The following is a 23527-nucleotide window of genomic DNA, read 5'->3' on the forward strand; positions in this document are numbered from 1 at the left end:
GTGCCCCCGCAACGCTATCCCAGCCCACGTATCTTGGGGTTTGACCAGGTTTTGGCCGGTTCAATCATCAGATCGTACAAAGCCCAAACCAGCGCATCGACTCGGTCCGGCGATCCCGAACCTGCGAATCCGCGCGTTGTCATCTGACACATCTGATCTTCAAGCAGCCCAAGGCCACGGGCATGCCAGACCCGCCCCTGCTCATAAAGCGCCGCCACCGGCTCAGCCCGCGCCACCTTGCCTTTGCTGGCATGAACGGACCGATAGGGAACCAGCGAATCAACCTGGCGCACCACGCTTTCCACCATCTCACCACCCTGATTGACCTCCGCCACCAGCCGGTCCGCATCATGGCGATGCATCGCATCAATGGCCGCCTTGGCCCAGTCCGTGGGCCGCGCACCCTGAATTGAGGCATCCTCAATCACATAAGCCCGCCAGTCCTGCATCGGCCCCTGCATGACCACGCCCACCACGACAATCCCGCAAGCGTCCGATCCGCGATGCGACGATCCCGGCGGATCAATTGCCACCACCACACGGTCGCAAACCGGCGCCTCATCCATCTGTGCGCTCAGCAATTGTTCTTGGGACCACAGCGCCCCATCCACATCCGCCAGCAGCACCCCATCAATCTCCTGCCGCCCCAGCGAAGTACCGCCATAGCGCGCCTCAATCTCTTCCAGGAACCCCTCCGCCAGATTGGCCCGGTTCGCTTGGGTCGGCGCGTGCGTTGTAACGGTGCTGTCCCGCTCCAACAGATCACGCAGCACTTTCGCCCGGCGCGGTGTCGTCGTCACACAAGCCCGCGGATCGTCGCCCAAACGCAGACAGAATTGCAGCATATCCCAGGCCGCCTGCCCCTTGCGCCATTTTGCAAGCTCATCGACCCACAGCGCGTCAAATTGCGGCCCCCGCAAACTCTCCGGCTCATGCGCTGAGTAAAGATAAGCCTGCGCCCCATTCGGCCAGACCAGCAACCGCCGCCCAGCAATCCAATCGGGCCTGCGATCGGGCGGCGACACTGCCATGATCCCGCTCTCGCCAAAGACCATCACCTCGCGCGCCTGTTCCATCGTCTCCGCCACCAGCGCCAACCGCCGGGCACGCCCCGGCGCCGCTGGTGTCGGCCCCTCCACCATGGACCGCACCCATTCCGCACCTGCACGCGTCTTCCCAGCTCCGCGCCCCCCAAGGATCACCCATGTGCGCCAATCTCCGGCAGGTGGCACTTGATGCGGCAAAGCCCAGAAATCAAACAAGTACGGCAGCGCCAAAGCCTGCGCAGGCGTCAGCGTTTCCAGAAACTCACTCTGGTGGCAGGGCTTTGCGGAGGCGATCAAGTTGGCGCCCGATCTCAGCACGGATGGCATCAAAATCGATCTCTGCGGTGTCACAGCCTTGGTCTTGTTTGGCATAAAACGCCTCCTCTGCCTCAAGCAGTTTGAAATGTACGGATTGCAATTCGTTCAGTTTGGAAAGGGTCACTTTCGGCGTTTGCGCGTCGGGAGATCCCATTTGCGCAATCGCCAGCCTGACCGTGGTGCGCAGACTGCGAAAAAGATCAGCAAGTTCATCAATGCGCGTCTGCGCATCATCAAGGGCCAATTGCCCCCGTTCGTCCAATTCAGTCATGATTAACAAAGCCTGTAAGGATACTTCCGTTACAGTCGAGAAACAGGCGAAAAATACCTGCTTTCTAGCGGGTTTAAAGCTACGTTTGCCGCCCCGAAAAAGTCAATCAATCCGGGGTTGCGATCCGCACGCTACATCAAGACTTTGTTAACCACGACAAGAGGTTAACCGTCATTCGCCCTCTGCGCTTCGATCTCGCGCCAGCGTGCGACGTTGCGGTTGTGGTCATCGAGATTGGTCGCGAATGCGTGCCCGCCAGTGCCATCAGCCACAAAGAAGATGTAATCAGTCGTATCAGGGTTCAGCGCCGCTTCGATGCTTGCCCGACCCGGATTAGCAATTGGTGTCGGCGGCAATCCCTCAATAACGTATGTATTCCAGGGTGTTGCCGCCCTTAGCTCACTTTGCCGCAAGCCACGCCCCAACACGCCCTCTCCCCGCGTGATCCCATAGATCACCGTCGGGTCCGTCTGCAACCGCATGCCCCGGTTCAGGCGGTTCACAAAGACGCTCGCCACCTGCCGCCGCTCATCCGGAACGCTCGTCTCCTTCTCGATGATACTGGCCAGTACCAGCGCCTCGTCGGCTGAGGCCAGCGGCAATCCATCCGCCCGGTTCTGCCAGGCCGTGCGCAGGTTCTCCTCCTGCCGCTCACGCATCCGCTCAACCACAGCGGATACAGCATCCCCTGCGCTCACATCATAGTCACCAGGTGCGAGGAACCCTTCAGACGGTGTATCGGTCACGTCCGGGCGCAAAACGTCGAGCTGACTTAGCGCATTCGCTACCTGCCAGCTTGTCGCACCCTCAGCCACCACGATACGGTAACTTGCGCCATTGTCACCACGCACTTCGGTATATTCTGCAGGGATTTCTTCATCCGCGACGTCAAAGCTCACGATCTCGCGAAACTGGTTCGTGGCCGGATCAAGCTCGCGCACATCCACCAGTGTCCGCGTAATGCCGACCCGGTAGATCACTTCCGTGCCGCACGTATTCCGCCCGCCACGCGTGACGATATCGACAATCTCCTCCATCGACGCGCTTTCCGGCACGCGGAAACGCCCCGCCTTCAAATCGCCAGCTTTGTCGGTGTAGTCGGCACCCGTCTCAAAAATGAACGCCGACGTGATGGCACCTTCTTCGATCAGATCATTGCTGAGCCGCCCAAATGTCCCCCCACTTGGCACTTCAAGACAGATCGCCGCCTCCAATGGCCCCGGCGCGCTATATTCACGCGTGCCCCAAGCTACGGCACCGACCATCAGAAACAGCGCCACGATCAGAAACGTCATCGCGTTGGATGCGATATGGCGCCACATCAGTCGGTCTTCCCAAAGATGACGCTCGCATTGGTCCCACCGAAGCCAAATGAGTTCGAAAGCGCGATATCAATCTTCCGACGACGCTTTTCATTGGCACAAAGATCCACCTTGGTCTCAGCCGCAGGATTGTCGAGGTTGATCGTTGGCGGCGCCACCTGATCGCGGATCGCTAGGATCGAAAAGATCGCCTCAATCGCGCCCGCCGCGCCCAGCAAATGCCCCGTCGCGGACTTCGTTGACGACATGGCCAAACTTGCCGCAGCGTCGCCCACCAGCCGCTCAACAGCGCCCAGCTCAATCGTGTCGGCCATGGTCGATGTGCCATGGGCATTCACATAATCAATGCTCGAAGGCTCAATACCCGCATTGCGGCAGGCAGCGCGCATCGCACGTTCGGCCCCTTCGTGATCCGGCGGCGGCGCGGTAATATGATGCGCATCCCCGCTCAGCCCGTAGCCCAGCACCTCGGCATAGATCTTCGCGCCACGCGCCTTGGCATGTTCGTATTCTTCCAGCACGACAATGCCCGCACCCTCGCCCATCACAAAGCCATCACGGTCCTCATCCCAAGGGCGGCTCGCTTTTGTCGGATCATCATTATGCTTCGTGCTCAACGCCTTACAAGCATTGAAACCAGCAATCCCCACCTCGCAAATCGCAGCCTCCGCACCACCTGCGACCATCACATCCGCATCGCCATACTGGATCAATCGCGACGCATCGCCAATCGCATGCGCGCCGGTTGAACATGCCGTGACAACCGAATGGTTCGGCCCCCGAAACCCGTATTTGATCGACACCTGACCGGAAATCAAATTTATCAAAGCACCCGGCACAAAGAACGGCGACACCCGCCGTGGCCCCTTCTCGGCCATCATGATCGATGTGTTGGCGATTGAGTTCAAACCGCCAATCCCCGACCCGATCAGCACGCCTGTGCGATCCTGCGCCTCGCGATCCTCTGGTTGCCAACCGGCATCCTTGATGGCCTGCTGCGCGGCAGCCATGCCGAACAAGATAAACGTATCCACCTTGCGCTGCTCTTTCGGGTCCAGATAGGCGTCAGCATTGAACGTACCATCACTGCCATCGCCGCGCGGGACCTCGCAGGCGTATTGCGTCGTCAATCTACTGGGATCAAACCCCGTAATCGGCCCAGCGCCGGACTGCCCATCCAAAATGCGGCTCCAGCTATGCTCAACACCATCCGCCAGGGGTGTGACCAACCCCAGGCCTGTGACTACAACGCGACGCATTTCCTGCCCTCACCTCTTGGCGTATTTGGACTACTGATACCCCAGGCCCGCAGGAAGGAGCAAGGGCAGCCAATACGCTGACATCGGCAACCTAACGCCACTTCACGAATGCTTAAGCGGCGCGCGCTTATCATCAGGTCCAAGTGAAAGAAGGGATGTCGAGTGCGCCTGCTGGCCTGCGCCTTTGCGATTTGCCTGGCCACCGGCGCGCAAGCGCAGTCGGTCTCACAAGGTTGCCTTGTCATCGCCGACATTGACCGTTTGCACGACATCCAGACCCGTCTCGCTAGAAATCCAGACTCAGTAATGTTTGTCGATGACATCCGCATGCTGCGCAAAACGGTCAGCGATATCAGCGACCGAGCGGCGCTTGAGGCGGTCGAAAGCAACACGCTGGCTATCAAGGGAAACACTTTCACGCGCTTTCTGCAAAACACACGCGCATTGCTGGAACTGGCCAGCCTCGATGACCCCAACAGTGTCGCGCCGCATTTCACGTCACGCGTGCGCACCAACCTTGCCAATGTGCGCTCGTATCTGGTCGATCTACGCTGCACCGCAGAAGAGATTGCGGCAGCCGAAGATGCCGCCGCTGTCGCAATCACCGACACCTCTGATGATGATGCCGTCGAGATCATCCGCGAAGCCGCCCAGCAACTCATCAGTTGGACCAACCTGTTTCTCTTCACAAGCATTGGCCTCAGCACCCTTGTCATCATCCGGCTTTGGCACCGCTTTTCGGTACGCCGGAAACGCCGCGCGAAACGTCATGCAGTGACGTACAAGACGGCCTATCGGCTCGCCAATGCAACACGACCCGGACGACTGATCGACATCAACTGCTACGGCACCAAACTGCGCCATGGCCAGAATGTGCCACCCTCAAAAGGCACGGCGCTCGACGTCTTGATTGGTGATGATTGGGTTTCAGCCAGCGTGATGTGGACGAATGCACATTATGCCGGCGTGCAATTCAAGCGCAGCGTCAGCCTAGATGTGGTCCAGGAAGTGCGTACAAAAAAGGGCGCCACACCACAAAAGCAAAGCGGCGCCCAATTGGACGCCGCCTAGTCAAAATATCGGACGCTTACTGTGCGCCGTCGATGAATTTGACTGCATCACCGAATGTCTGAATGGTCTCGGCGGCGTCATCAGGAATCTCGATGCCGAATTCCTCTTCAAACGCCATGACCAGTTCAACAGTATCCAGGCTGTCAGCGCCCAGATCATCAATGAAAGACGCAGCTTCCGTCACTTTGTCTTCTTCAACACCAAGATGCTCAACAACAATCTTGCGCACGCGGTCTGCAACGTCGCTCATATCAATTCCTCATGTCTTTCTGGGCTCAAGCCCGATTTAACCTTGGGCGCATGCCCGTTCTTCACGCCCGCTGATCCGGGGCTTTTGCCAATCTGCGCTTATTGCGTGTGACGCCGCGTCACAACCGCGTTCCGGCAAATCTGCGTGGCCTATAACAGAGAATTCCACATAGGCAAACGGTTTCACACCGCAGTTTTAGAACATGGCCATGCCACCATTCACATGCAAGGTGGTACCGGTAACATAAGCTGCTTCCGTGCTGGAAAGGTACAAGACCGCCGCGGCGATCTCATCCGCATCGCCCATTCGGCCAGCCGGAACCTGCGCCAGAATTCCCGCCTTCTGATCCTCGGTCAGCTTGTCGGTCATGGCTGTGGTGATAAAGCCGGGCGCCACGCAATTGACCGTGATGCCCCGGCTCGCCACCTCATAGGCGATCGATTTCGACATGCCGACCATCCCCGCTTTTGACGCCGCATAATTCGCCTGGCCGGGATTGCCTGTCGCCCCCACAACCGACGAGATATTGACGATGCGCCCCCAACGCGATTTCATCATCCCGCGGATCACACCTTTGCAGAGACGCATGGTCGAGGTCAGGTTAACCTCCAACACGCTCGCCCATTCCTCGTCCGACATGCGCATAAAGATGTTGTCGCGGGTAATACCTGCATTATTCACCAATACATCGACGGATCCCATGGCGTCTGCCGCCTGTTTCGGCAGCGCATTCACCGCCTCTGCATCGCTCAGATTGCAGGGCAGGACATGCGCACGCTCACCCAGACTGGCGGCGAGTTCCTCAAGCGGCTCAACCCGTGTTCCGGACAAGGCCACCACCGCCCCGGCATCATGCACAGCCTTCGCAATCGCCCCGCCAATACCGCCAGAGGCGCCCGTGATCAGCGCATTCTTTCCTGTCAGATCAAACATGTCCCTGCCCTTCCTCTAAGTCTCTTCCTTGATCTTTGCGGCCATCGCCTGCACGTCCTCCGGTGTGCTTACGGCCGTCGCTGTCAACGCACGATCAACACGTTTCACCATGCCCGACAGCGCCTTGCCCGCCCCGATCTCAAAGACATCCGTCACGCCTTGCGCGGCCATATAGGCCACGGATTCGCGCCACCGGACAGAGCCTGTGATCTGCTGGATCAACAGCGCGCGGATCTCATCGGGATCCGTTACACCTTCGGCTTTGACATTGGACACAACCGGCACCGCAGGCTCCGAAATCGCGACCGCCTCAAGTGCTGTCGCCATGACCTCCGCAGCCGGTGCCATCAGGCTGCAATGAAACGGAGCACTCACTGGCAGCAAGACCGCGCGCTTGGCACCCTTTGCCTTGGCGATCTCCACCGCGCGTTCAACCGCAGCCTTATGACCTGAAACGACGACTTGTGCCGGATCATTGTCATTCGCGGCCTCACAGACCTCGCCTTGCGCAGCCTCGTCCGCCACGTTGCGCACGGTCTCAAAATCAAGCCCAAGCAAGGCCGCCATGGCCCCGACGCCAACCGGCACGGCCTCTTGCATTGCTGTGCCGCGTGCCCGCAATAAACGCGCAGTATCTGCAACGCTCAGCGCACCGGCAGCGGCCAGCGCGGAGTATTCCCCCAACGAATGGCCCGCGACAAAAGATGCAGATGTCACCTTGACCCCTTCGGCATCAAGCGCCCGCATGACCGCCAACGACGTTGCCATCAATGCTGGCTGCGCATTCGCCGTCAGCGTCAGATCGGCCAGTTCGCCCTCCCAGATCAGCTTTGACAGCGGCTCTCCCAGCGCATCATCCACTTCATCGAACACAGCTTTCGCTGCTGGATAGGCGTCGGCCAATGCTTTGCCCATGCCAATTGCCTGTGCACCCTGTCCCGGAAATACGAATGCCCGCATCTGTCCCCCACTTCTTCGTTGCTTGCTCTCGCTTAACGCGGACGCAAGCCCGCGACAAGCAAGCTGCGCATTTTTCATATCTGCACAATCTCTGTGCCTGTGCGAATAAAGCTGAGGCTTGCTTCGTATCGTAAGAGAGTTAGCCTTGAACTCAGATATCGGAGCAGACGATGGCAGCGACAAACAGCACCACGACATATGGTACGGTGACCAAAACCTTTCACTGGCTTACCGCACTTCTGATCATCACCGCGATCATTCTGGGGGCGGTGGCGAACCGACTGCCTTATGAAACAAACGATCAGCTCGCCTTCAAGGCACAGCTTTTCTCTTTCCACAAAACGCTTGGCGTTCTGGTTTTTGCTGTCGCCCTGGCAAGAATCCTGTGGGCATTGGGTCAGCCCAAGCCCGGCTCGCTACACCCGGAACGGACGTTAGAGACGAAACTTGCCGAGATGGTGCATTGGCTCCTTTACATCTCACTGGTGGCGGTGCCACTCACCGGATGGATACACCATGCCGCGTCCGCCGGTTTTGCTCCGATCCTGTTGCCAATCGGCCAGGGTCTGCCGCTTGTGCCCAAGGATGAAGGCGTCTCTGAGCTGTTCGCCGGGCTGCATTGGGTCTGGAGCAAGATCATGGTGGGCGCGATCCTGCTGCATATCGCAGGCGCACTGAAACACCAGATCGTCGATAAAGACGCGACCATGCGGCGGATGTGGTTCGGCAACACTGAAGCTCCGGACGTGCCTGCCAACCCAAAGTCACTCACCGCGCCCATTACCGCCGTGACGATCTATGCGCTTGCCACCGGCGGCGGCGCCATGGCTGGCCTTTACACACATCATGAAACCGTCGATGCCGCCGTGGCACTCGAGGAGGTCTCATCCGATTGGCGGGTCACCGACGGCAGTCTCGAAATCACAGTGACCCAGTTTGGCAGCCAGGTGACCGGCGACTTCAATGAATGGACATCGGCCATCACCTTTGACCCGGAAGCCGAAGGTGTTTTGGGAGATGTCACGACAACCATCGCCATCGGATCGCTTGAGCTTGGCTCCGTCACCGGGCAGGCCATGGGCGCGGACTTTTTCAACGTCGAGGCCTTTCCCACCGCGACCTTCACCGCAGAAATCACGCGCGGTGATACCGACTATGTGGCGGACGGTACGCTGACCATCAAAGACAGCACCGTGCCTGTCACCCTGCCCTTTAAGCTCACGTTGGAAGGCGGCACAGCGGTCATGGCAGGTATTGTTGCGCTTGACCGTCGCGACTTTGCCATTGGCAACGGCGTGACGGACGAATCCAATCTTGGATTTGGCGTTGGGATCAGTATCAATCTGACCGCCACGCGCGCCGCAGAGTAAAGAAAAAGGGGCGGCTGCTGCCGCAACCGCCCCTTCAGACTATCCTGTTGTCGGCTTACTCAGCCTGCATCGCTTCGATGGAGATCTGCACCTCGACCTCGTCACTGACGAACGGGGCAAATGCGCCAACATTGAAATCAGAGCGAAGCAGTGTTGTCGTTGCGTCGAAGCCTGCCCAAGGTTTCTCGGCCATCGGATGCATGCCGACCTGGTTCAGCTTTGTGTCCAGAACGACGGATTGCGTCACGCCATTCAGCGTCAAGTCACCCGTGATCAGCGCTGTATCTTCGCCGGTCACTTCGATCGACGTCGACTGAAAGGTGACCATCTCGTCTTCGGCGGCGGCAAAGAAATCGTCACCCATGAAATGATCAAACCGTGCTTCCCACCCGGTGAACATTGTACGAACTGGGAAAGATACGGAGACCGAAGATGCGGCAGGATCCTCTTGGTTGAATGAAATCTCACCCTCGAAACCAGAGAACATGTTGTAAGTGGTCGAGTAACCAAGGTGGTCATAGGTAAACAGAATCTGGCTATGGCTGGCATCCAGGATGTAATCTTCTGCCGTGGCCAATGCTGGCGTTGCCAGTGCTGTTGCGGCCAAAACGGCTGCGGCGCGTGCGTAGTTCATTGTGAGCTCCTTGCGTGAGTTGCAATCGTAACCCACACAAATAGCGCTGCGACAAATTGCGCAACTCTACAATTCTGAACAAATTCTGTTCAACGCCACAGAGGCGCCGCAACTCAGCGAGTGCTCAGGCCGCGTGCTCTGTCGTCGTTGGCGTCACCATCAGGTCACTTGCCAAACGGTCGCGCAGGCCGACCAGCTGTGCTTCGGTCCCTTCAGCAACCATCACGCTTTGCGATGTGTTGCGATACCGCAAGGACAGCACAGCCTTGTTGCTGGCCTCGTCAGTATCAAGGTGGACGCCGCTGATCGTGTCGAACCCGTAAGACCCCACCGTCGTTGGTTTTCCCGCACGATTGCAGATCACCTCACGCAGTTCGCCGACGCTGGTATCAACGTGCACCTCGGCCTGTGTGCCACGGCTTGCAAACCACAAAAGATATGCGGCAAACCCGCCAAACATCGCGGCAGCGCCAAGGCGCATCGTGCCAATGCCACCGTCAAAAAACAGTGCCGGCAGTATCAGAATGCCCGCGGCAGCGGTCAGCAGACATACGCCAAAAAAGAAGCTCACGGCCTGCGCAATCGCCACACCCAGCGATGGGCCCTTGCCCGAACGTACGATGTATCCCCAAAAGGTATCTTCGACTGAAAAGCTTGACGGCTTGGCGAGTTGATCCTGGAACCCCACCACTGATGCTTGCATGTCGGCCATGTGCATTCTCCTTGCTCGATGCTGTTTTCTTGCACAATAAACCCGGCAATATATGGGCAACCTCAAGGCAGCGTTAAGAAATTTCGGATTGTTGCCAAACAGACTCACGCGCAGCAGCGGCAAGGCTTGCAAGAATATGCAGTCTATGTATAAGGCCGCATCCCGCGGGCAATCTGATGAACTGCGCAGTCTCTCGTGGATGGGACGCCCCGGGTCAACCGCCCATCCTTTGAAATGCGCCGATATATGAACTGGAGTTAACATGCCGCTATACGAGCATGTCATGATTGCGCGTCAGGACCTGTCCAACACGCAAGCTGAAGGCCTCATCGAACATTTCGGAACCGTTCTTGCCGACAATGGCGGCAAGATGCTGGAGAACGAATATTGGGGCGTGAAGACCATGGCCTACAAGATCAACAAGAACCGCAAAGGGCATTATGCCTTTATGCGGACCGATGCACCTGCCCCTGCCGTGCAGGAAATGGAGCGCCTGATGCGTCTGCATGAAGACGTGATGCGCGTGCTGACCATCAAGGTCGACGCCCACGAAGAAGGCCCTTCCATTCAGATGCAGAAGCGTGAAGACCGCGACAGCCGTCGCGAGCGCCGTTAAGTCAGATCAGGAAAGGACCATAAACCATGGCAACGAAACCATTTTTCCGCCGTCGCAAGTCTGATCCGTTTGAAGGCGATAACGCCCCCAAGATCGACTATAAAGACACGAAACTGCTGCAGCGCTATATCTCAGAGCGTGGCAAGATCGTCCCCGCCCGTATCACCGCAGTTGGTGCCAAGAACCAGCGCAAGCTCGCCCAGGCGATCAAGCGTGCCCGGTTCCTCGCCCTGTTGCCCTACGCCGTAAAGTAAGGAACATCCCATGGATATCATTCTACTGGAACGCGTCGCGAAGCTGGGCCAGATGGGCGAAGTTGTGTCGGTCAAGGAAGGCTACGCACGCAACTACCTCTTGCCACAGGGCAAAGCGCTCCGCGTGAACGCCGCCAACATGGCGCGGTTCGAAGCTGAGAAAGCGCAGATGGAAGCCCGCAATCTGGAGACCAAGAAAGAAGCCGACGCACTGGCCGCCAAACTCGATGGTCAAAAGTTCATCGTGATTCGCTCGGCATCTGACGCCGGGTCGCTTTATGGCTCCGTCACCACCCGTGACGCCGCCGAAGCCGCAACCGAAGCAGGCTTTTCGATCGACAAAAAGCAAGTTGTCCTGACCGGCCCGATCAAGGAACTGGGCCTTCATGACGTCACGATCAACCTGCACCCAGAGGTCGAGGCGACGATCACACTGAACGTCGCACGCTCGGTTGAAGAGGCGGAACTGCAAGAAGCTGGCAAATCTATTGCTGAACTGGCTGCCGAAGAGGAAGCTGCTGCAGAGTTCGAAATTCAGGAACTCTTTGACGATATCGGTGCGGCCGCCTCTGACGATGCGGACCTGGCCGAGGCCGCTGGCGTTGAAACGCCATCGGACGAGACAGCTGAACAGACAGACGACGAAGACTAATCGTCTAACACCGTTATAAAAGCAGGGCCGCCCGGCAGAGGGCGGCCTTTTTTGTACAGGCGCTGTGAACCGATGTCGCGCCGCTTTAGAATGGTCGCTTCGGCACCCTCTCCCAAGACGGGGCAAGATCATCAAACAGCGTCGGGGCATCACCGCCCCATTTCACCATCCAGGGTTTCACAGGCGCAAAATCTTCGGCCCTTTCCCATGCGAAGTACCCCAAGGCCCCCTTTGCCGGGATCGGATTGCACATCACAGCATTCTCCAGCACCAAACCCATCTGCCCGCCAAACCATTCGCTGTCGGATTCTGAGACGATATCAACCACATCGACTGCGCCAACAATTGCACCGCGGATCAACTTTTCCGGGCGCGGACAAAGCACGCCATGCTTGTCGAGCCTCCAGGCACCCCACTCATATTCGTCCTGTTTCATGCCCGTCGCCGCATGCAGCGCGATGCGCCGACACGTCATCCCACCCGCCCGGATCCCCCCTGCAGATCGGTTTTCAATCTTCTTGTAACCGGCAACGATCGCCCACGCCCAAGGCTGGCGAACGGACAACGCAATTTCAGGAATATGGTCCATTAAAAGGACTTACGTCGCACAGTCTGCTTTGCAAGTCAGCGCACTTTTTTGGCTGTTTGTGACAATCCGCACAGTGGATTCGTTAACCTTGCGGTAACTTGTGGACATTCTTAGTACACAGCGCCTCAGTATTTCGAGGACAAAAGACCAAGTTAATTAATCTACAGAGTGGCAAAGGCCCGCCATTATTCAGGCGGGCCGACCCACCCAGAGGCGAAAACCCGTTCGTCGTCTTCGCGTTACCGATTGCGTATCCGTTCCATCCCGAAAAACAAAGGGCACCTCGAAAGGTGCCCTTTGTTGCCGATTTTGAAACAGCTTTATTCTTCTTCAAGCTTCTCGACAGCTTTTTCCAGATCCTCTTTGCTGACGTCCTTTTCAGCGACATCGGCCATCTCAAAAATGTGGTCGACCACCTTGTCTTCAAAAAGTGGTGCCTGCAGTTGCTGACGGAACTGCGCATTTTGCTGCACGAACTCAAAGAACTGACGCTCTTGCCCCGGATATTGCCGCGCCTGGTTCATGATGGCCTGGGTCATCTCCTGATCAGTCACTTTGACCTCGGCCTTCTGACCGATATCCGCCAAAAGAAGGCCCAGTTTCACGCGCCGTTCGGCGAGTTTCACATGCTCATCGGTCGCTTCGATTTCTGGATGATCGTGGCCCTCAACATCAGGGTTTTCCTCGTGCCAGAGCTGATGTGCGATCTGCTTGGATTCCGCATCGACCAGTGATTGCGGCAGGTCAAAGGCCACTTCCGCATCGAGCGTATCGAGCAGCGCCCGCTTGGCCACGGCACGCGATGCGCCCGTATATTCCGCTTCCAGCCGCTCAGTGATCTGCGTCTTCAGCGCTTCAAGATCATCGGCACCAAACTTCTTTGCCAGTTCATCATCGATCTTCGGTTTCTTGGGGCCTTTGACTTCTTTGATCGTGCAAGAGAAGACGGCGTTTTTCCCGGCGAGGTTTTCGGCCTGGTAGTCTTCGGGGAAGGTGACCTCAACGTCCTTTTCGTCGCCCGCTTTGACCTTCAGAAGGCCATCTTCAAAACCGGGAATGAACGAGTTTGACCCCAGAACCAGCGGATAGTCCTCCGCAGAGCCACCTTCAAAAGCCTCACCATCAACCTTACCCACGAAATCAAGTACGACTTGGTCGTCTTTCTTGGCGGCACCCTTCTTGGTCTCGTATGTAACGGCCTGCGGGCTTTCGGCGAGGTTATCCAACGCCTCTTTAACGGAATCCTCGTCCGCTTTCACGACCATCCGCTCAAGCTTGATCTTGGAAAAGTCGACCTCGGCGATGTCCGGCAGCTTCTCGTAAGAGACCTCGACATTCACGTCATCGCCTTCTTTCCAATCTTCATTGGTCATCTTCATTTCAGGCTGCGCCGCAGGACGGTCACCGGATTCTTCCAGATGCTTGGAAACGGCGCCATCAATGCTTTCCTGCATCGATTCACCCATCAGGCGCTGGCCAAACTGCTTGCGCAAGAGCGCCATCGGCACCTTGCCCTTCCGAAAGCCCTTCATCTCGACATTCGGCTGGGCTTCTTTCAGCTTTTCTTCAACCTTTGCATCAAGCTCTGCCGCAGTGACCGTGATCGCGTAACCGCGCTTGAGGCCTTCGTTCAGGGTCTCGGTGACCTGCATTTCTCTATCCGTCCTTCGTTATTTTGGTGCGGGTGGAGGGACTTGAACCCCCACGCCTCGCGGCGCCAGAACCTAAATCTGGTGCGTCTACCAATTTCGCCACACCCGCATGATCTAAAAGGGGCAAGCCTGCGCCTGCCCCGATGTTGCGGGGCTTCTAGCAAAGGTTTTTGGGCGATGCGAGCGGAAAATGCGGCTCAAAGCCCCAGTTTACGAAAGACGTTGGGGAGTTCTTCGGGCAAGTCCTCGGCGATCAGACCCGGCCCAAAGCTTAGCGCGCATTCCGTATGCAGCCAGGCGCCGGTTTCGGCGGCCTGCATGGGGTGAAAGCCGCGCGCGAGGAGGCCGGTGATGAACCCCGCCAAGACGTCTCCCGATCCCGCCGTGGCGAGCCACGGGGCTGCCCGTTCATAAACCGACGCATTGATCGCACATCGCCCGGACGAGTCTGCGATCACCGTATCCGGACCTTTGAACAGCACCACGCAGCCAGCGCGCTTTGCCGCCTCGCGAGTCGCATCCACTTTGGAGTAAGCCGGGCCGGTCGTCGCGGGCGCGTTCAGCGTCTCAGCAATATCGGGAAACAGCCGCGCAAACTCCCCCGCATGGGGCGTCAGCACACATTTCTCATGAAGCGCCGCGAAAAGAGACGCATCGCGTCCGATGAGCGTCAACGCATCCGCATCCAAAACAATCGCCCGCCCGCTCATCAAGCCGGCCTCTACGAGGCCCGCGCTTTCTTCGCTCCGGCCCAGACCGGGACCGATGCAGAGCGCATTGATGCGGTCATCTTCTAAGATGCCAGTCAGCCCATCTGCATCCTTCACTGCGGTCAGCATAATCGCATTCAGCTCCGCTGCATTCTCGGCCAGCGCCGCAAGCGGCGCGCCAACGGTCACTGCTCCTGCCCCGACCCGAAGCGCACCACGCGCGGCAAGACGCGCAGCACCGCCTTTGCCGACGCCGCCAGAGAGGATGAGGGCGTGTCCGTGCGAATACTTGTGTGCCTTGCCTGAGAGCTTGTTCTTGGACAAATGCCAAACGTCGATCCCTTCAGGTCGTTCCGCAGCAAAAACAATATCGTTCCAAGTCAATTGTCGTGTGGCGCGCCAAGCGGCTGGCAAGCCAATTTCGCGGTGCCGCAGGCTGCCACAGGACCATGGTCCATCAGCCAGAAAATGCCCCGATTTGGGACGGTGGAAAGAAACTGTCAGATGCGCCAGCCCCGCGAAATCGTATGGCTGATCGTCGCCGAGCCACCGCCCGCTATCAGCGCAAAGACCGCTTGGAATATCGATTGCAACGACGCGCGCGCCCTTCCCTTGTGAGAGCCAATATGAATGTGCTGTGTTCAAGGTCATTTGCAGCTTCGGAAGATCCAGAAATGCGCGCGTGAGCCCCGTTCCAAAGAGCGCATCAATGTAAATGTCTGGCGCAGCGTCATCATCAAAGCCACCGTCGAAAGCAGCGTCTTTGAGCCGAACCACATCCTCTATCTCCAACCACCGGTCATAATTCATCCGCGCATCCGGAGGCAGTTTTTCCGGATCGCCATAGAGAAACACCTCCACAGCCCACCCGGCCTCTTTCAAAAGCCGCGCAACAACAAAACCGTCACCACCATTATTCCCAGGCCCGCATAGCACAACTGACCGACGCTTGCCCTTGCTCAACTCCGGCCATTCCTCAAAAATCGCATCCACAACCCCCTGCCCGGCGCGCTCCATCAGCTCCAGCCCGGTCACCTCTCCGCTCTCGATTGCAGCCTGCTCAATGGCGCGCATTTGGGCAGCCGTCAGGAGTTCGGTCATGGTTTCAGCACCTCAAATTCGCACAGCGCCCATCGGAAAAGCGAGTTGCACAAAATTTACGCAAACCCTACGCTTTCCCCCAACGGGCCTTGGGATAGGTTCGCCCGCGAATTGTCCCTCTGCAAGAGAAATGGTCTGACCACTACCGAAACACCAAAGGGGGAGTCGCCGGCGCATGAAAAAAATCGAAGCGATCATCAAGCCGTTCAAACTTGATGAGGTGAAAGAGGCGCTCCAGGAGGTCGGTGTACAGGGCCTGTCGGTGGTTGAAGTCAAAGGGTTCGGTCGCCAGAAAGGCCATACAGAACTTTATCGCGGCGCTGAATACGTGGTCGATTTCCTACCCAAAGTAAAAATTGAGGTCGTGCTGGGTGATGATCAAGTCGACGGGGCTGTTGACGCCATCATTGGCGCCGCCAAGACCGACAAAATCGGCGATGGCAAGATTTTCATCTCACCTATCGAACACGCCATTCGCATTCGCACCGGTGAGACCGGCGACGACGCGCTCTAATCCATACATCTGCTAAAAAGGGACGTTATAGATGGACAACAAAGCTGTTCTGAAACTGATCAAGGATGAAGAAGTCGACTATGTCGATATCCGCTTCACTGATCCACGCGGCAAGCTACAGCACGTGACAGTGATGGCAGATCTGGTCGATGAGGACTTCCTTGAAGAAGGGTTCATGTTTGATGGGTCTTCCATTGCTGGTTGGAAGTCCATCGATCAATCCGACATGAAGCTGATGCCGCAGTCTGAAAGCGCATATGTCGATCCCTTCTATGCGGAAAAGACCGTCTGCATTCACTGCAATATCGTTGAGCCTGACACGGGCGAGGCTTATGCGCGTGACCCACGCGGCACCGCGGTCAAGGCTGAGGCCTATCTGAAGTCGACCGGCATCGGTGACACCGCCTATTTCGGACCAGAGGCTGAATTCTTTGTGTTCGATGACGTGCGCTATAGCGTGTCGATGAACAAAGTGTCCTACCAGGTGGACGCGCTTGACGGTGCCTGGAACACCGACACTGAATACGAGATGGGCAATACGGGCCATCGCCCCGGCGTCAAAGGCGGCTACTTCCCAGTGAACCCCATCGACGACGCGCAGGAAATGCGCTCTGAAATGCTCTCCACCATGAAGCGGATGGGCATGAAGGTCGACAAGCACCACCACGAGGTGGCGTCGTGCCAGCACGAATTGGGTCTGATCTTCAACACGCTGACCACGCAAGCGGACGAGCTGCAGAAGTACAAGTATGTGATCCACAACGTGGCACAGGCTTACGGCAAATCCGCCACTTTCATGCCCAAGCCGATTGCTGGCGACAACGGCACCGGCATGCACGTGAACATGTCGATCTGGAAGGACGGCAAGCCCCTTTTCGCAGGCGACAAATACGCTGACCTGAGCCAGGAAGCGTTGTACTACATTGGCGGGGTCCTGAAACACGCCAAGGCGCTCAACGCCTTCACCAACCCCTCCACCAATAGCTACAAGCGCCTGATCCCCGGCTTTGAAGCACCTGTGCTGCGCGCATACTCTGCCCGCAACCGTTCAGGCTGCGTCCGGATCCCATGGGCGGAAAGCCCCAAGGCGAAACGTGTTGAGGCGCGTTTCCCCGATCCGGCGGCGAACCCATATCTCTGCTTCTCGGCCCTGCTGATGGCTGGCCTTGACGGCATCAAGAACAAGATCGATCCGGGCGCGTCTTCGGACAAGGACCTTTACGATCTGCCACCGGAAGAGCTGGCTGAGATCCCAACGGTCTGCGCGTCCCTGCGCGAGGCGCTGGAAGCACTGGAAGCCGATCATGAATTCCTCCTGGCCGGTGACGTCTTCACCAAAGACCAGCTGGAAGGCTACATGGAGCTGAAATGGGAAGAGGTTTATGCCTACGAGCACACGCCTCACCCAATGGAATACAAGCTTTACTACAGCTGCTAAATTCGGCCCATTGCCGATCTTCGAAGGCGTCCTTTCGAGGGCGCCTTTTGCGTCTTGCGCCTTTACGTTGCGCAAACCACCATGGCGGTCGCAAAAACGCCCCAATTCTCCCCTAGCCGAAACGCATGCCAAAGTATCACCCCATCGACGTCCGCTACAAAGGCCCTTCGACCGCCTATACCGGGTCGTCCAAGAAGAAGAGCAATTCCACGCCGGCATCCAACATCGCAGCGCCCAAGACGCCATCTACGCCCGTTCAGCGTGCAGCACCCAGCAAGCCCACAAATCCCTGGGGCGGCAAGAACACGAGCGAGCTTGAGGCCTTTGTCCGCAAAGCGGTCGACGCCAAACCGCGAAAGCCGCAGCAAATGCCACTGGCGATGCGCCTGCTTATCCCTTGGCCGTTCCAGCTGGTTTTGAACCTCTTTCGCCGTCTGGGATGGGCCTGGTCGATTGCGCTGATATACATCCTTGTCACGGTTCTGTTCTGATGGCCAATTACCATCCGCTCGATACGCGGCACAAAGCCGATAAGGACACAGACCCAAAGAAGAGCGAGAAGCCATGGCGGCAACCCTATGAGCCGCCTGTCCCACCCGGTGCCAAAGCCGGGCCAATCCGCGACAGTGACGAGATAGAGCGGCGCGCCCGCGAAAAAATCGGTCGGGATGCCGAAAAAGCGGCCCTGCAAGAAACACCGCTCAGCGCCAACCTGTTTGGCCCCGCTCTATTGTACCACAAGATCAGGGCCGCCTTGATTGGTGAACGCGCACGTGGGCACAGCTATTTCAGGATTGCAAGTCAGATTGTCGTCGCCTTTGGGCTCTATTTCCTAATCTTTCATCTCAGCAATGAAGTGGAAGCGATCCAAGCCATATTCGGCTCCACAACCATGCAGCAAATCAACTGACGGCTCCCACAAAGTCGCAGGCGCTGCGCGGAACTCAGGATGATTCCCAGATAATCGTCCCAGTTGGCGTGGCCAAGCCGTCGCTGATCGCAGGCCTTCACACGGACAATGACACGTTTGAGCCAGGGACCGTGGAATGACCCGTGGCAAAAACCGTTGTGAAAACCGAGGTCAGAACCATGTTATCAAGATAACGTAATTATTTGTATTTAAAAGCTTTTTTATGGAAATTCGCCGCGCTAGACAAACCGCCATTCGTTAGAGGCGGCAGGTTGAGCACGAAATCGCTCGGGCACCGCAGGATCAAACACAAACCTATTGGAGCGATAAGAATGATCGACAAAACAAGACTTGCGGCAATCGGATTGGCCGCTTTCACCAGCCTGGCCATTACGGTCCCACAAAGCGCGCACGCGCAAAGCCTGGACATCACCTGCAACACAAACGCCGATACCGCGACGAACCTTTGTGACGACGACGACATGGCCGATGTCGAGGACTTTGTGAACGATATACAGAATGATCTGAACACCGCCGAACAGGCGATTTCCGATAACACCGATCTGATCAACCAGAATGCTACCGATCAGGCGAACACGGACGCGGCACAGGATCAGGCATTGGCTGATGTGGTTGCTGATCAGGCAATCACGGACGCGGCACAAGACGACGCGATAGCGCAAAACGCAAACGACATCACCGATCTTGATACGCGCGTGACAGAAAATGAGGATGATATCGCAACGAACGCTACCAACATTCAAACCAACGCGGACAACATTCAGACGAACACGGACAACATCGCGACAAACACCACAAACATCCAAACGAACACAGACAATATCGCGGTGAATGCCACGAATATTCAGACCAATACAGACAACATCCAGACCAACGCCAATAACATCGCAGCCAATGCCGACGGCATCGCTCAAAACGCCGCGGACATTTCTGACCTTCGGAGGGACCTGAACCGTGGGCTTGCCATGGCTAACGCGATGGAGGTTTTTGCACCCGATCCGGGTTCTGATTTTCGGATGAATATCGGCACTGGTTTCCATGATGGTGAAGCCGCATTCGGCATCACAGGCTCTGGCCGGATTGGGGCGACAGGCAACACGGTCCTCTACTTCGGGATTGCGGGCGCCGAAGGGACGACAGGCGGCAAGGCCGGCATCTCATTCCAGTGGTAAGTGCCGCAAACTAGGCAAGTCGCGAGTAACAGGTGGCGGGCGATTGTCCGTCATCTTTGCATCTGGCCCTTGATCTGGGAGAGTTTGGCCGCCTGATGCCGCGCCGCACATCGCCAGAGGTCGCAATTCTACCAGAATTTGGGCCCCTGCTCTGCCACCCTCCCCGTCAGTAACGAGGGCTCGGCATGAACACCCATTATCGCGACACCCGCAAGATTGACCCCACACGTGGTGCGGAATTGGGGGATGGCACGCCCAACAATCAGGACCGGGTTGAGATCGGGCCGACGCAGCTTGCCTTTCGCGAATGGGCTGAGGCCGGGTTGACGCTGCCAAACCTGCCTGCGATGCGTGCCTGGCGCCACCGGCGGCTGGTGGATGCGGTGAATGCCCGTGGCTATGGGGGCGTGCTCCTCTTCGACCCGCTCAACATCCGCTACGCCACTGACAGCACCAATATGCAGCTTTGGAACACCCATAATCCGTTCCGCGCCTGTCTGGTCTGCGCGGACGGCTATATGGTGGTCTGGGACTACAAGAACGGCATGTTCCTGACCAAGTTCAATCCGCTTGTTGACGAACAACGCACCGGCGCGGACCTGTTCTATTTCGATCGTGGCGATGGACTAAACGCCGCCGCCGCCCGTTTTGCAACCGAGGTGCGGGACCTCATCACCGAACATGGCGGCGGGATCATGCGGCTTGGGGCCGATAAACCCATGCTGCACGGGTTGCGCGCGTTGGAGGCTGCGGCTTTTGAGATCTTCCCCGGCGAGGAATTGACCGAAAAAGCACGCAGCATCAAAGGACCGGATGAGATCCTCGCCATGCGCTGCGCCTCGCATGCCTGCGAAGCTGCCTGTTACGCGATGGAAGATGCCGCGCGCAGCGGCGTGCCGCAGGGCAATATGTCGGAAAACGATATCTGGGCCGTCCTGCATGCGGAAAACATCAAGCGCGGCGGCGAATGGATCGAGACCCGCCTTCTGACATCCGGCCCGCGCACGAATCCGTGGTTTCAGGAATGCGGGCCGCGCATCGTCCAGAACAACGAAATCGTGGCCTTCGACACCGATCTTGTCGGGTCCTACGGCATCTGCGTGGATATCAGCCGCACCTGGTGGATCGGCGATCGGAAACCACGGCCCGATATGATTGAGGCCATGAAAATTGGCGTCGAGCATATCGAAGCGAACATGGAAATGCTGAAACCCGGCGTCTCGTTCAACGACCTGACCCACAATACACATGTGCTTCCCGACAAGTATCAGAAGCTAAAATATGGCTGCCTGATGCACGGCGTGGGCCTTTGCGATGAATGGCCATTGATCGCCTATCCGGACAACTGGGTCGAAGGCGCGTTTGACTACGAAGTGCAAGCCGGGATGGTGTTTTGTGTTGAGGCTTTGGTCAGCCCCGACGGTGGCGATTTTTCGATCAAGCTGGAAGATCAGGTCCTGATCACCGAAGACGGGTACGAAAACCTCACCAAGTATCCGCACGATCCGGCTTTGATGGGATTGTAGCGCGACTACCGGCTGAGCCTTACTTGCGCTAGCACACCCATGTGGTCAGACCCAAGCAGGTCACGGTAGGTCGCGGACCCGCCACCAGGCGCATGAACGTGGTCAAGAAAAAGCGGGGTGCCCCGCAACGAGAAGGTCGGCCTGATCGGTTGCGCGGCCTGCATATTGGCACTCCGTTGCAATTGCCTGACACTGTTGGCCCATGGGAAAATGTTGAAATCACCGGCCAGCACCACCGGACCGTCAAGACCGCTGAGGACGTCTTTGACCGCGCGCGACGAATGCGCGTTGGCGTAAGGAAACGGCCATTTCAGATGGACCGATCCGACCCAAACATATTCTCCCTCGTGGTCAATGCGGGCAACCGCAATGCCACGCCTATCCGAGCAGGTCTGATCGGTAATGGGATGTTTAGAGAGCACGGCAACCCCGCTCCACCCGGCAAACCGGCAAAGATGCTGAAACGGATGCGTGTCGCTCAGCGCCGCAAGCAAAGGCAGATTGCGGCCTGACACTTCCTGCAAGGCAATCACCTCGGCCCCACTTTCGCGCATATCGGCTGCAACGGCTGCAACCTGATCATTGCGATACCACAGGTTCTTGGAATAGACGCTGAGTTCGCCGTCAGCACCGCTGCCCCAGAACAGCGGCAACGTCGTCAGCAAAGCAGCGGCGGCTGTCAGCCCCAGTGCGGCCCGCCAGATCAGACCGATCTGCCAAAGGCACCCCAGTAGGCAGACAAGCCCCAGGACGATCCGGAAAAGCGACACGCTGTCCCCTATCGGGTGCAGCCTACCTGCAAAGCCGAGCCAGACGCCCAAAGCGGCGCATCCAAGCACCAATCCCAAACCAATCCGAAAGAATCTCATCTCAGTAACATCTCTCACCTTGCCGCGATTGCCTGCAAGAAGAGTTGTTTCGTTTGCAACCCTTGCCCATGTCTTGCGCAGAATTTGTGCAGACAACGCGAAAGGCGATCCCATGCCGACAGAAAAGCTGACATTTCAGGGCCATGCGGGGGACATCCTTGCCGCCCGTCTCGACATGCCGGACGGCCCGCATCTGGCCACCGCACTATTCGCTCATTGCTTTACGTGCTCGAAAGATATCACTGCCGCGCGCCGGATCGCCGCGCGCCTCTCGGCCATGGGGATTGCGGTGTTGCGGTTTGACTTCACGGGGCTGGGACATTCGGAAGGCGAGTTCGAGAATACCAGCTTCACGTCCAATGTGGATGACCTCATCGCCGCCTGTCGGGCGCTTGAAGCGCGCGGCATGGCCCCTTCGCTGATCATCGGCCATTCGCTGGGCGGGGCAGCCGTTCTGAAGGCCGCACCGATGATGGAGAGCATCAAGGCCGTTGTCACCATCGGTGCGCCGTTTGATCCAGGGCACGTGACGCACAATTTCTCCGAAGCGCTGCCAGAGATTGTCGACAAAGGCGTGGCCGAGGTCAGCCTTGGCGGTCGCCCCTTCCGCATCGGCAAGGGTTTTGTGGATGACGTGTCTGAGGCGGCGTTGACATCCTCAATTGCCAAATTGAAAGCAGCGCTGCTCGTCCTGCATGCGCCACGCGATGCAACGGTGGGCGTTGAAAATGCCTCTGACATCTTTCTGGCAGCCAAACATCCAAAGAGCTTTGTCACACTCGACGACGCCGATCATCTGGTGTCACGTCCTGCAGATGCGGAGTATGCCGCCGACGTGATTGCCGCCTGGTCGAAGCGATATCTCAAGCTGCCGGAGCCACCTAAACCTGCGGATGTGCCCGAAGGTGTCTTGCGCGTGACGGAGGCCGATGCGAACGGCTTTCTGCAAGACATCCAGTCCGGCCCGCATCATGTCTTTGCTGATGAGCCCGCCAAATTCGGCGGCACAAACAAGGGGCTCACACCCTACGGCCTAGTTTCGGCCGGGTTGGGTGCCTGCACATCCATGACAATCCGGATGTATGCGCGGCGCAAAGGCTGGCCGCTGACCGACGTCAGCGTGGATATCACACACGCCAAGGAACACGGAGCCGATGCAGCTGACCCCGGTGCCAAAGTCGATCGCTTTCAGCGGATGATCCATCTGACGGGCGATCTCTCAGATGAGCAGCGTGAACGACTGCTTGAGATTGCCGACAAGTGCCCCGTGCATAAGACGCTGGAGCGGAGTTCTGAGATCAGCACAGAGCTTGCATGAAAAAAAGGCGCTGCGGATTGCGGCGCCTTTTCAGATAGC

Annotated in this window: 25 protein-coding genes and 1 tRNA gene; 12 read left to right on the forward strand and 14 right to left on the reverse strand. The window is 57.7% G+C overall.

Translation table 11 applies throughout. The annotated features are described in order from the left end of the window. Positions 1–14: 14 nt before the first annotated feature. The 4 genes from SLH47_RS07630 to fabF form a co-directional block, all read right to left on the reverse strand. On the reverse strand, positions 15–1373 hold the full coding sequence (locus SLH47_RS07630; RefSeq protein ID WP_320238875.1) for a DNA-packaging protein: 1359 nt from the start codon (positions 1371–1373) through the stop codon (positions 15–17). Next, positions 1309–1635, reverse strand: coding sequence for a hypothetical protein (locus tag SLH47_RS07635; RefSeq protein ID WP_320238876.1), 327 nt, complete (start codon positions 1633–1635; stop codon positions 1309–1311). Before SLH47_RS07635 ends, SLH47_RS07630 begins: the two co-directional genes overlap by 65 nt. 164 nt (positions 1636–1799) lie before the next feature. Further along, positions 1800–2957, reverse strand: a complete 1158-nt coding sequence (gene mltG, locus SLH47_RS07640; RefSeq protein ID WP_320238877.1) for an endolytic transglycosylase MltG — start codon at positions 2955–2957, stop codon at positions 1800–1802. Continuing rightward, positions 2957–4216, reverse strand: coding sequence for a beta-ketoacyl-ACP synthase II (gene fabF / locus SLH47_RS07645; RefSeq protein ID WP_320238878.1), 1260 nt, complete (start codon positions 4214–4216; stop codon positions 2957–2959). Before fabF ends, mltG begins: the two co-directional genes overlap by 1 nt. Before the next feature lie 162 nt (positions 4217–4378). Here fabF and SLH47_RS07650 point away from each other — a divergent pair, with 162 nt between their 5' ends. Next, entirely contained in the window at positions 4379–5287 is a 909-nt protein-coding gene (locus tag SLH47_RS07650) for a hypothetical protein (RefSeq protein WP_320238879.1), read from the forward strand. 16 nt (positions 5288–5303) lie between these two features. Here SLH47_RS07650 and SLH47_RS07655 read toward each other — a convergent pair whose 3' ends face one another. The 3 genes from SLH47_RS07655 to fabD form a co-directional block, all read right to left on the reverse strand. Beyond that, positions 5304–5537: an acyl carrier protein gene (locus SLH47_RS07655; RefSeq protein ID WP_272146625.1), complete on the reverse strand. Its 234-nt coding sequence runs from the start codon at positions 5535–5537 to the stop codon at positions 5304–5306. 195 nt (positions 5538–5732) lie between these two features. Then, positions 5733–6470 carry a 3-oxoacyl-[acyl-carrier-protein] reductase gene (fabG, locus tag SLH47_RS07660; protein ID WP_320238880.1) on the reverse strand — a complete coding sequence of 246 codons (738 nt, stop codon included), beginning with the start codon at positions 6468–6470 and terminating at the stop codon, positions 5733–5735. A 15-nt stretch (positions 6471–6485) separates the two neighbouring features. Then, positions 6486–7430, reverse strand: a complete 945-nt coding sequence (gene fabD, locus SLH47_RS07665; RefSeq protein ID WP_320238881.1) for an ACP S-malonyltransferase — start codon at positions 7428–7430, stop codon at positions 6486–6488. Positions 7431–7600: 170 nt separating this feature from the next. On the opposite strand from fabD, the gene SLH47_RS07670 reads away from it, so the two are divergent. After that, positions 7601–8800: a cytochrome b/b6 domain-containing protein gene (locus tag SLH47_RS07670; RefSeq protein ID WP_320238882.1), complete on the forward strand. Its 1200-nt coding sequence runs from the start codon at positions 7601–7603 to the stop codon at positions 8798–8800. A gap of 55 nt (positions 8801–8855) precedes the next feature. Here the strand turns inward: SLH47_RS07670 and SLH47_RS07675 are convergent, their stop codons facing one another. Together SLH47_RS07675 and SLH47_RS07680 are read right to left on the reverse strand one after the other, a co-directional pair. Then, on the reverse strand, positions 8856–9434 hold the full coding sequence (locus SLH47_RS07675; RefSeq protein WP_320238883.1) for a YceI family protein: 579 nt from the start codon (positions 9432–9434) through the stop codon (positions 8856–8858). 124 nt (positions 9435–9558) lie between these two features. Further along, entirely contained in the window at positions 9559–10146 is a 588-nt protein-coding gene (locus tag SLH47_RS07680; RefSeq protein WP_320238884.1) for a hypothetical protein, read from the reverse strand. A 262-nt stretch (positions 10147–10408) separates the two neighbouring features. Here SLH47_RS07680 and rpsF point away from each other — a divergent pair, with 262 nt between their 5' ends. The 3 genes from rpsF to rplI are packed head-to-tail and all read left to right on the forward strand — an operon-like array spanning position 10409 to position 11668. Next, on the forward strand, positions 10409–10762 hold the full coding sequence (rpsF, locus tag SLH47_RS07685; RefSeq protein WP_320238885.1) for a 30S ribosomal protein S6: 354 nt from the start codon (positions 10409–10411) through the stop codon (positions 10760–10762). A 26-nt stretch (positions 10763–10788) separates the two neighbouring features. Continuing rightward, a complete protein-coding gene (gene rpsR, locus SLH47_RS07690; protein WP_320238886.1) occupies positions 10789–11016 on the forward strand; it encodes a 30S ribosomal protein S18 in 228 nt (75 codons plus the stop codon). A 10-nt stretch (positions 11017–11026) separates the two neighbouring features. After that, a complete protein-coding gene (rplI, locus tag SLH47_RS07695; RefSeq protein WP_320238887.1) occupies positions 11027–11668 on the forward strand; it encodes a 50S ribosomal protein L9 in 642 nt (213 codons plus the stop codon). Positions 11669–11753: 85 nt separating this feature from the next. Here the strand turns inward: rplI and SLH47_RS07700 are convergent, their stop codons facing one another. From SLH47_RS07700 to SLH47_RS07715, 4 genes are all read right to left on the reverse strand, one after another. After that, a complete protein-coding gene (locus tag SLH47_RS07700; protein ID WP_320238888.1) occupies positions 11754–12257 on the reverse strand; it encodes a hypothetical protein in 504 nt (167 codons plus the stop codon). Positions 12258–12577: 320 nt separating this feature from the next. Continuing rightward, entirely contained in the window at positions 12578–13909 is a 1332-nt protein-coding gene (gene tig / locus SLH47_RS07705) for a trigger factor (RefSeq protein ID WP_320238889.1), read from the reverse strand. A 24-nt stretch (positions 13910–13933) separates the two neighbouring features. Next, positions 13934–14018: transfer RNA gene (locus SLH47_RS07710), tRNA-Leu, on the reverse strand. An 88-nt stretch (positions 14019–14106) separates the two neighbouring features. Further along, positions 14107–15720: an NAD(P)H-hydrate dehydratase gene (locus SLH47_RS07715; RefSeq protein WP_320238890.1), complete on the reverse strand. Its 1614-nt coding sequence runs from the start codon at positions 15718–15720 to the stop codon at positions 14107–14109. Positions 15721–15895: 175 nt separating this feature from the next. Between SLH47_RS07715 and SLH47_RS07720 the strand changes: the two genes are divergently transcribed. The 6 genes from SLH47_RS07720 to dddP all read left to right on the forward strand — a co-directional run bounded on the left by SLH47_RS07720 (position 15896) and on the right by dddP (position 21301). Beyond that, positions 15896–16234 carry a P-II family nitrogen regulator gene (locus tag SLH47_RS07720; RefSeq protein ID WP_320238891.1) on the forward strand — a complete coding sequence of 113 codons (339 nt, stop codon included), beginning with the start codon at positions 15896–15898 and terminating at the stop codon, positions 16232–16234. Between the two features lie 31 nt (positions 16235–16265). Next, complete coding sequence (gene glnA / locus SLH47_RS07725) at positions 16266–17672, forward strand: type I glutamate--ammonia ligase (RefSeq protein WP_320238892.1); 1407 nt, start codon at positions 16266–16268, stop codon at positions 17670–17672. 125 nt (positions 17673–17797) lie between these two features. After that, on the forward strand, positions 17798–18163 hold the full coding sequence (locus tag SLH47_RS07730; protein WP_320238893.1) for a hypothetical protein: 366 nt from the start codon (positions 17798–17800) through the stop codon (positions 18161–18163). Further along, complete coding sequence (locus SLH47_RS07735; protein ID WP_320238894.1) at positions 18163–18582, forward strand: hypothetical protein; 420 nt, start codon at positions 18163–18165, stop codon at positions 18580–18582. The genes SLH47_RS07730 and SLH47_RS07735 overlap by 1 nt, the downstream gene beginning before the upstream one ends. Before the next feature lie 332 nt (positions 18583–18914). Next, positions 18915–19775: a YadA C-terminal domain-containing protein gene (locus SLH47_RS07740; protein WP_320238895.1), complete on the forward strand. Its 861-nt coding sequence runs from the start codon at positions 18915–18917 to the stop codon at positions 19773–19775. A gap of 185 nt (positions 19776–19960) precedes the next feature. Then, the gene (dddP, locus tag SLH47_RS07745; protein WP_320238896.1) at positions 19961–21301 is read left to right on the forward strand and encodes a dimethylsulfonioproprionate lyase DddP; all 1341 of its coding nucleotides are present in this window, start codon (positions 19961–19963) and stop codon (positions 21299–21301) included. 5 nt (positions 21302–21306) lie between these two features. Here the strand turns inward: dddP and SLH47_RS07750 are convergent, their stop codons facing one another. After that, the gene (locus SLH47_RS07750) at positions 21307–22188 is read right to left on the reverse strand and encodes an endonuclease/exonuclease/phosphatase family protein (protein WP_320238897.1); all 882 of its coding nucleotides are present in this window, start codon (positions 22186–22188) and stop codon (positions 21307–21309) included. 94 nt (positions 22189–22282) lie between these two features. Between SLH47_RS07750 and SLH47_RS07755 the strand changes: the two genes are divergently transcribed. Beyond that, complete coding sequence (locus SLH47_RS07755; protein ID WP_320238898.1) at positions 22283–23488, forward strand: bifunctional alpha/beta hydrolase/OsmC family protein; 1206 nt, start codon at positions 22283–22285, stop codon at positions 23486–23488. Positions 23489–23527: the final 39 nt, after the last annotated feature.

The organism is Cognatiyoonia sp. IB215182, assembly GCF_033963905.1.
Lineage (GTDB): Bacteria > Pseudomonadota > Alphaproteobacteria > Rhodobacterales > Rhodobacteraceae > Yoonia.

What these genes read in the sequence shown, in the direction of transcription:
- SLH47_RS07630 (WP_320238875.1), bottom strand. Translation starts at nt 1,373, where the DNA reads ATGCCATCCGTGCTGAGATCGGGCGCCAACTTGATCGCCTCCGCAAAG.
- SLH47_RS07635 (WP_320238876.1), bottom strand. Translation starts at nt 1,635, where the DNA reads ATGACTGAATTGGACGAACGGGGGCAATTGGCCCTTGATGATGCGCAG.
- mltG (WP_320238877.1), bottom strand. Translation starts at nt 2,957, where the DNA reads ATGTGGCGCCATATCGCATCCAACGCGATGACGTTTCTGATCGTGGCG.
- fabF (WP_320238878.1), bottom strand. Translation starts at nt 4,216, where the DNA reads ATGCGTCGCGTTGTAGTCACAGGCCTGGGGTTGGTCACACCCCTGGCG.
- SLH47_RS07655 (WP_272146625.1), bottom strand. Translation starts at nt 5,537, where the DNA reads ATGAGCGACGTTGCAGACCGCGTGCGCAAGATTGTTGTTGAGCATCTT.
- fabG (WP_320238880.1), bottom strand. Translation starts at nt 6,470, where the DNA reads ATGTTTGATCTGACAGGAAAGAATGCGCTGATCACGGGCGCCTCTGGC.
- fabD (WP_320238881.1), bottom strand. Translation starts at nt 7,430, where the DNA reads ATGCGGGCATTCGTATTTCCGGGACAGGGTGCACAGGCAATTGGCATG.
- SLH47_RS07670 (WP_320238882.1), top strand. Translation starts at nt 7,601, where the DNA reads ATGGCAGCGACAAACAGCACCACGACATATGGTACGGTGACCAAAACC.
- SLH47_RS07675 (WP_320238883.1), bottom strand. Translation starts at nt 9,434, where the DNA reads ATGAACTACGCACGCGCCGCAGCCGTTTTGGCCGCAACAGCACTGGCA.
- SLH47_RS07680 (WP_320238884.1), bottom strand. Translation starts at nt 10,146, where the DNA reads ATGGCCGACATGCAAGCATCAGTGGTGGGGTTCCAGGATCAACTCGCC.
- rpsF (WP_320238885.1), top strand. Translation starts at nt 10,409, where the DNA reads ATGCCGCTATACGAGCATGTCATGATTGCGCGTCAGGACCTGTCCAAC.
- rpsR (WP_320238886.1), top strand. Translation starts at nt 10,789, where the DNA reads ATGGCAACGAAACCATTTTTCCGCCGTCGCAAGTCTGATCCGTTTGAA.
- rplI (WP_320238887.1), top strand. Translation starts at nt 11,027, where the DNA reads ATGGATATCATTCTACTGGAACGCGTCGCGAAGCTGGGCCAGATGGGC.
- SLH47_RS07700 (WP_320238888.1), bottom strand. Translation starts at nt 12,257, where the DNA reads ATGGACCATATTCCTGAAATTGCGTTGTCCGTTCGCCAGCCTTGGGCG.
- tig (WP_320238889.1), bottom strand. Translation starts at nt 13,909, where the DNA reads ATGCAGGTCACCGAGACCCTGAACGAAGGCCTCAAGCGCGGTTACGCG.
- SLH47_RS07715 (WP_320238890.1), bottom strand. Translation starts at nt 15,720, where the DNA reads ATGACCGAACTCCTGACGGCTGCCCAAATGCGCGCCATTGAGCAGGCT.
- SLH47_RS07720 (WP_320238891.1), top strand. Translation starts at nt 15,896, where the DNA reads ATGAAAAAAATCGAAGCGATCATCAAGCCGTTCAAACTTGATGAGGTG.
- glnA (WP_320238892.1), top strand. Translation starts at nt 16,266, where the DNA reads ATGGACAACAAAGCTGTTCTGAAACTGATCAAGGATGAAGAAGTCGAC.
- SLH47_RS07730 (WP_320238893.1), top strand. Translation starts at nt 17,798, where the DNA reads ATGCCAAAGTATCACCCCATCGACGTCCGCTACAAAGGCCCTTCGACC.
- SLH47_RS07735 (WP_320238894.1), top strand. Translation starts at nt 18,163, where the DNA reads ATGGCCAATTACCATCCGCTCGATACGCGGCACAAAGCCGATAAGGAC.
- SLH47_RS07740 (WP_320238895.1), top strand. Translation starts at nt 18,915, where the DNA reads ATGATCGACAAAACAAGACTTGCGGCAATCGGATTGGCCGCTTTCACC.
- dddP (WP_320238896.1), top strand. Translation starts at nt 19,961, where the DNA reads ATGAACACCCATTATCGCGACACCCGCAAGATTGACCCCACACGTGGT.
- SLH47_RS07755 (WP_320238898.1), top strand. Translation starts at nt 22,283, where the DNA reads ATGCCGACAGAAAAGCTGACATTTCAGGGCCATGCGGGGGACATCCTT.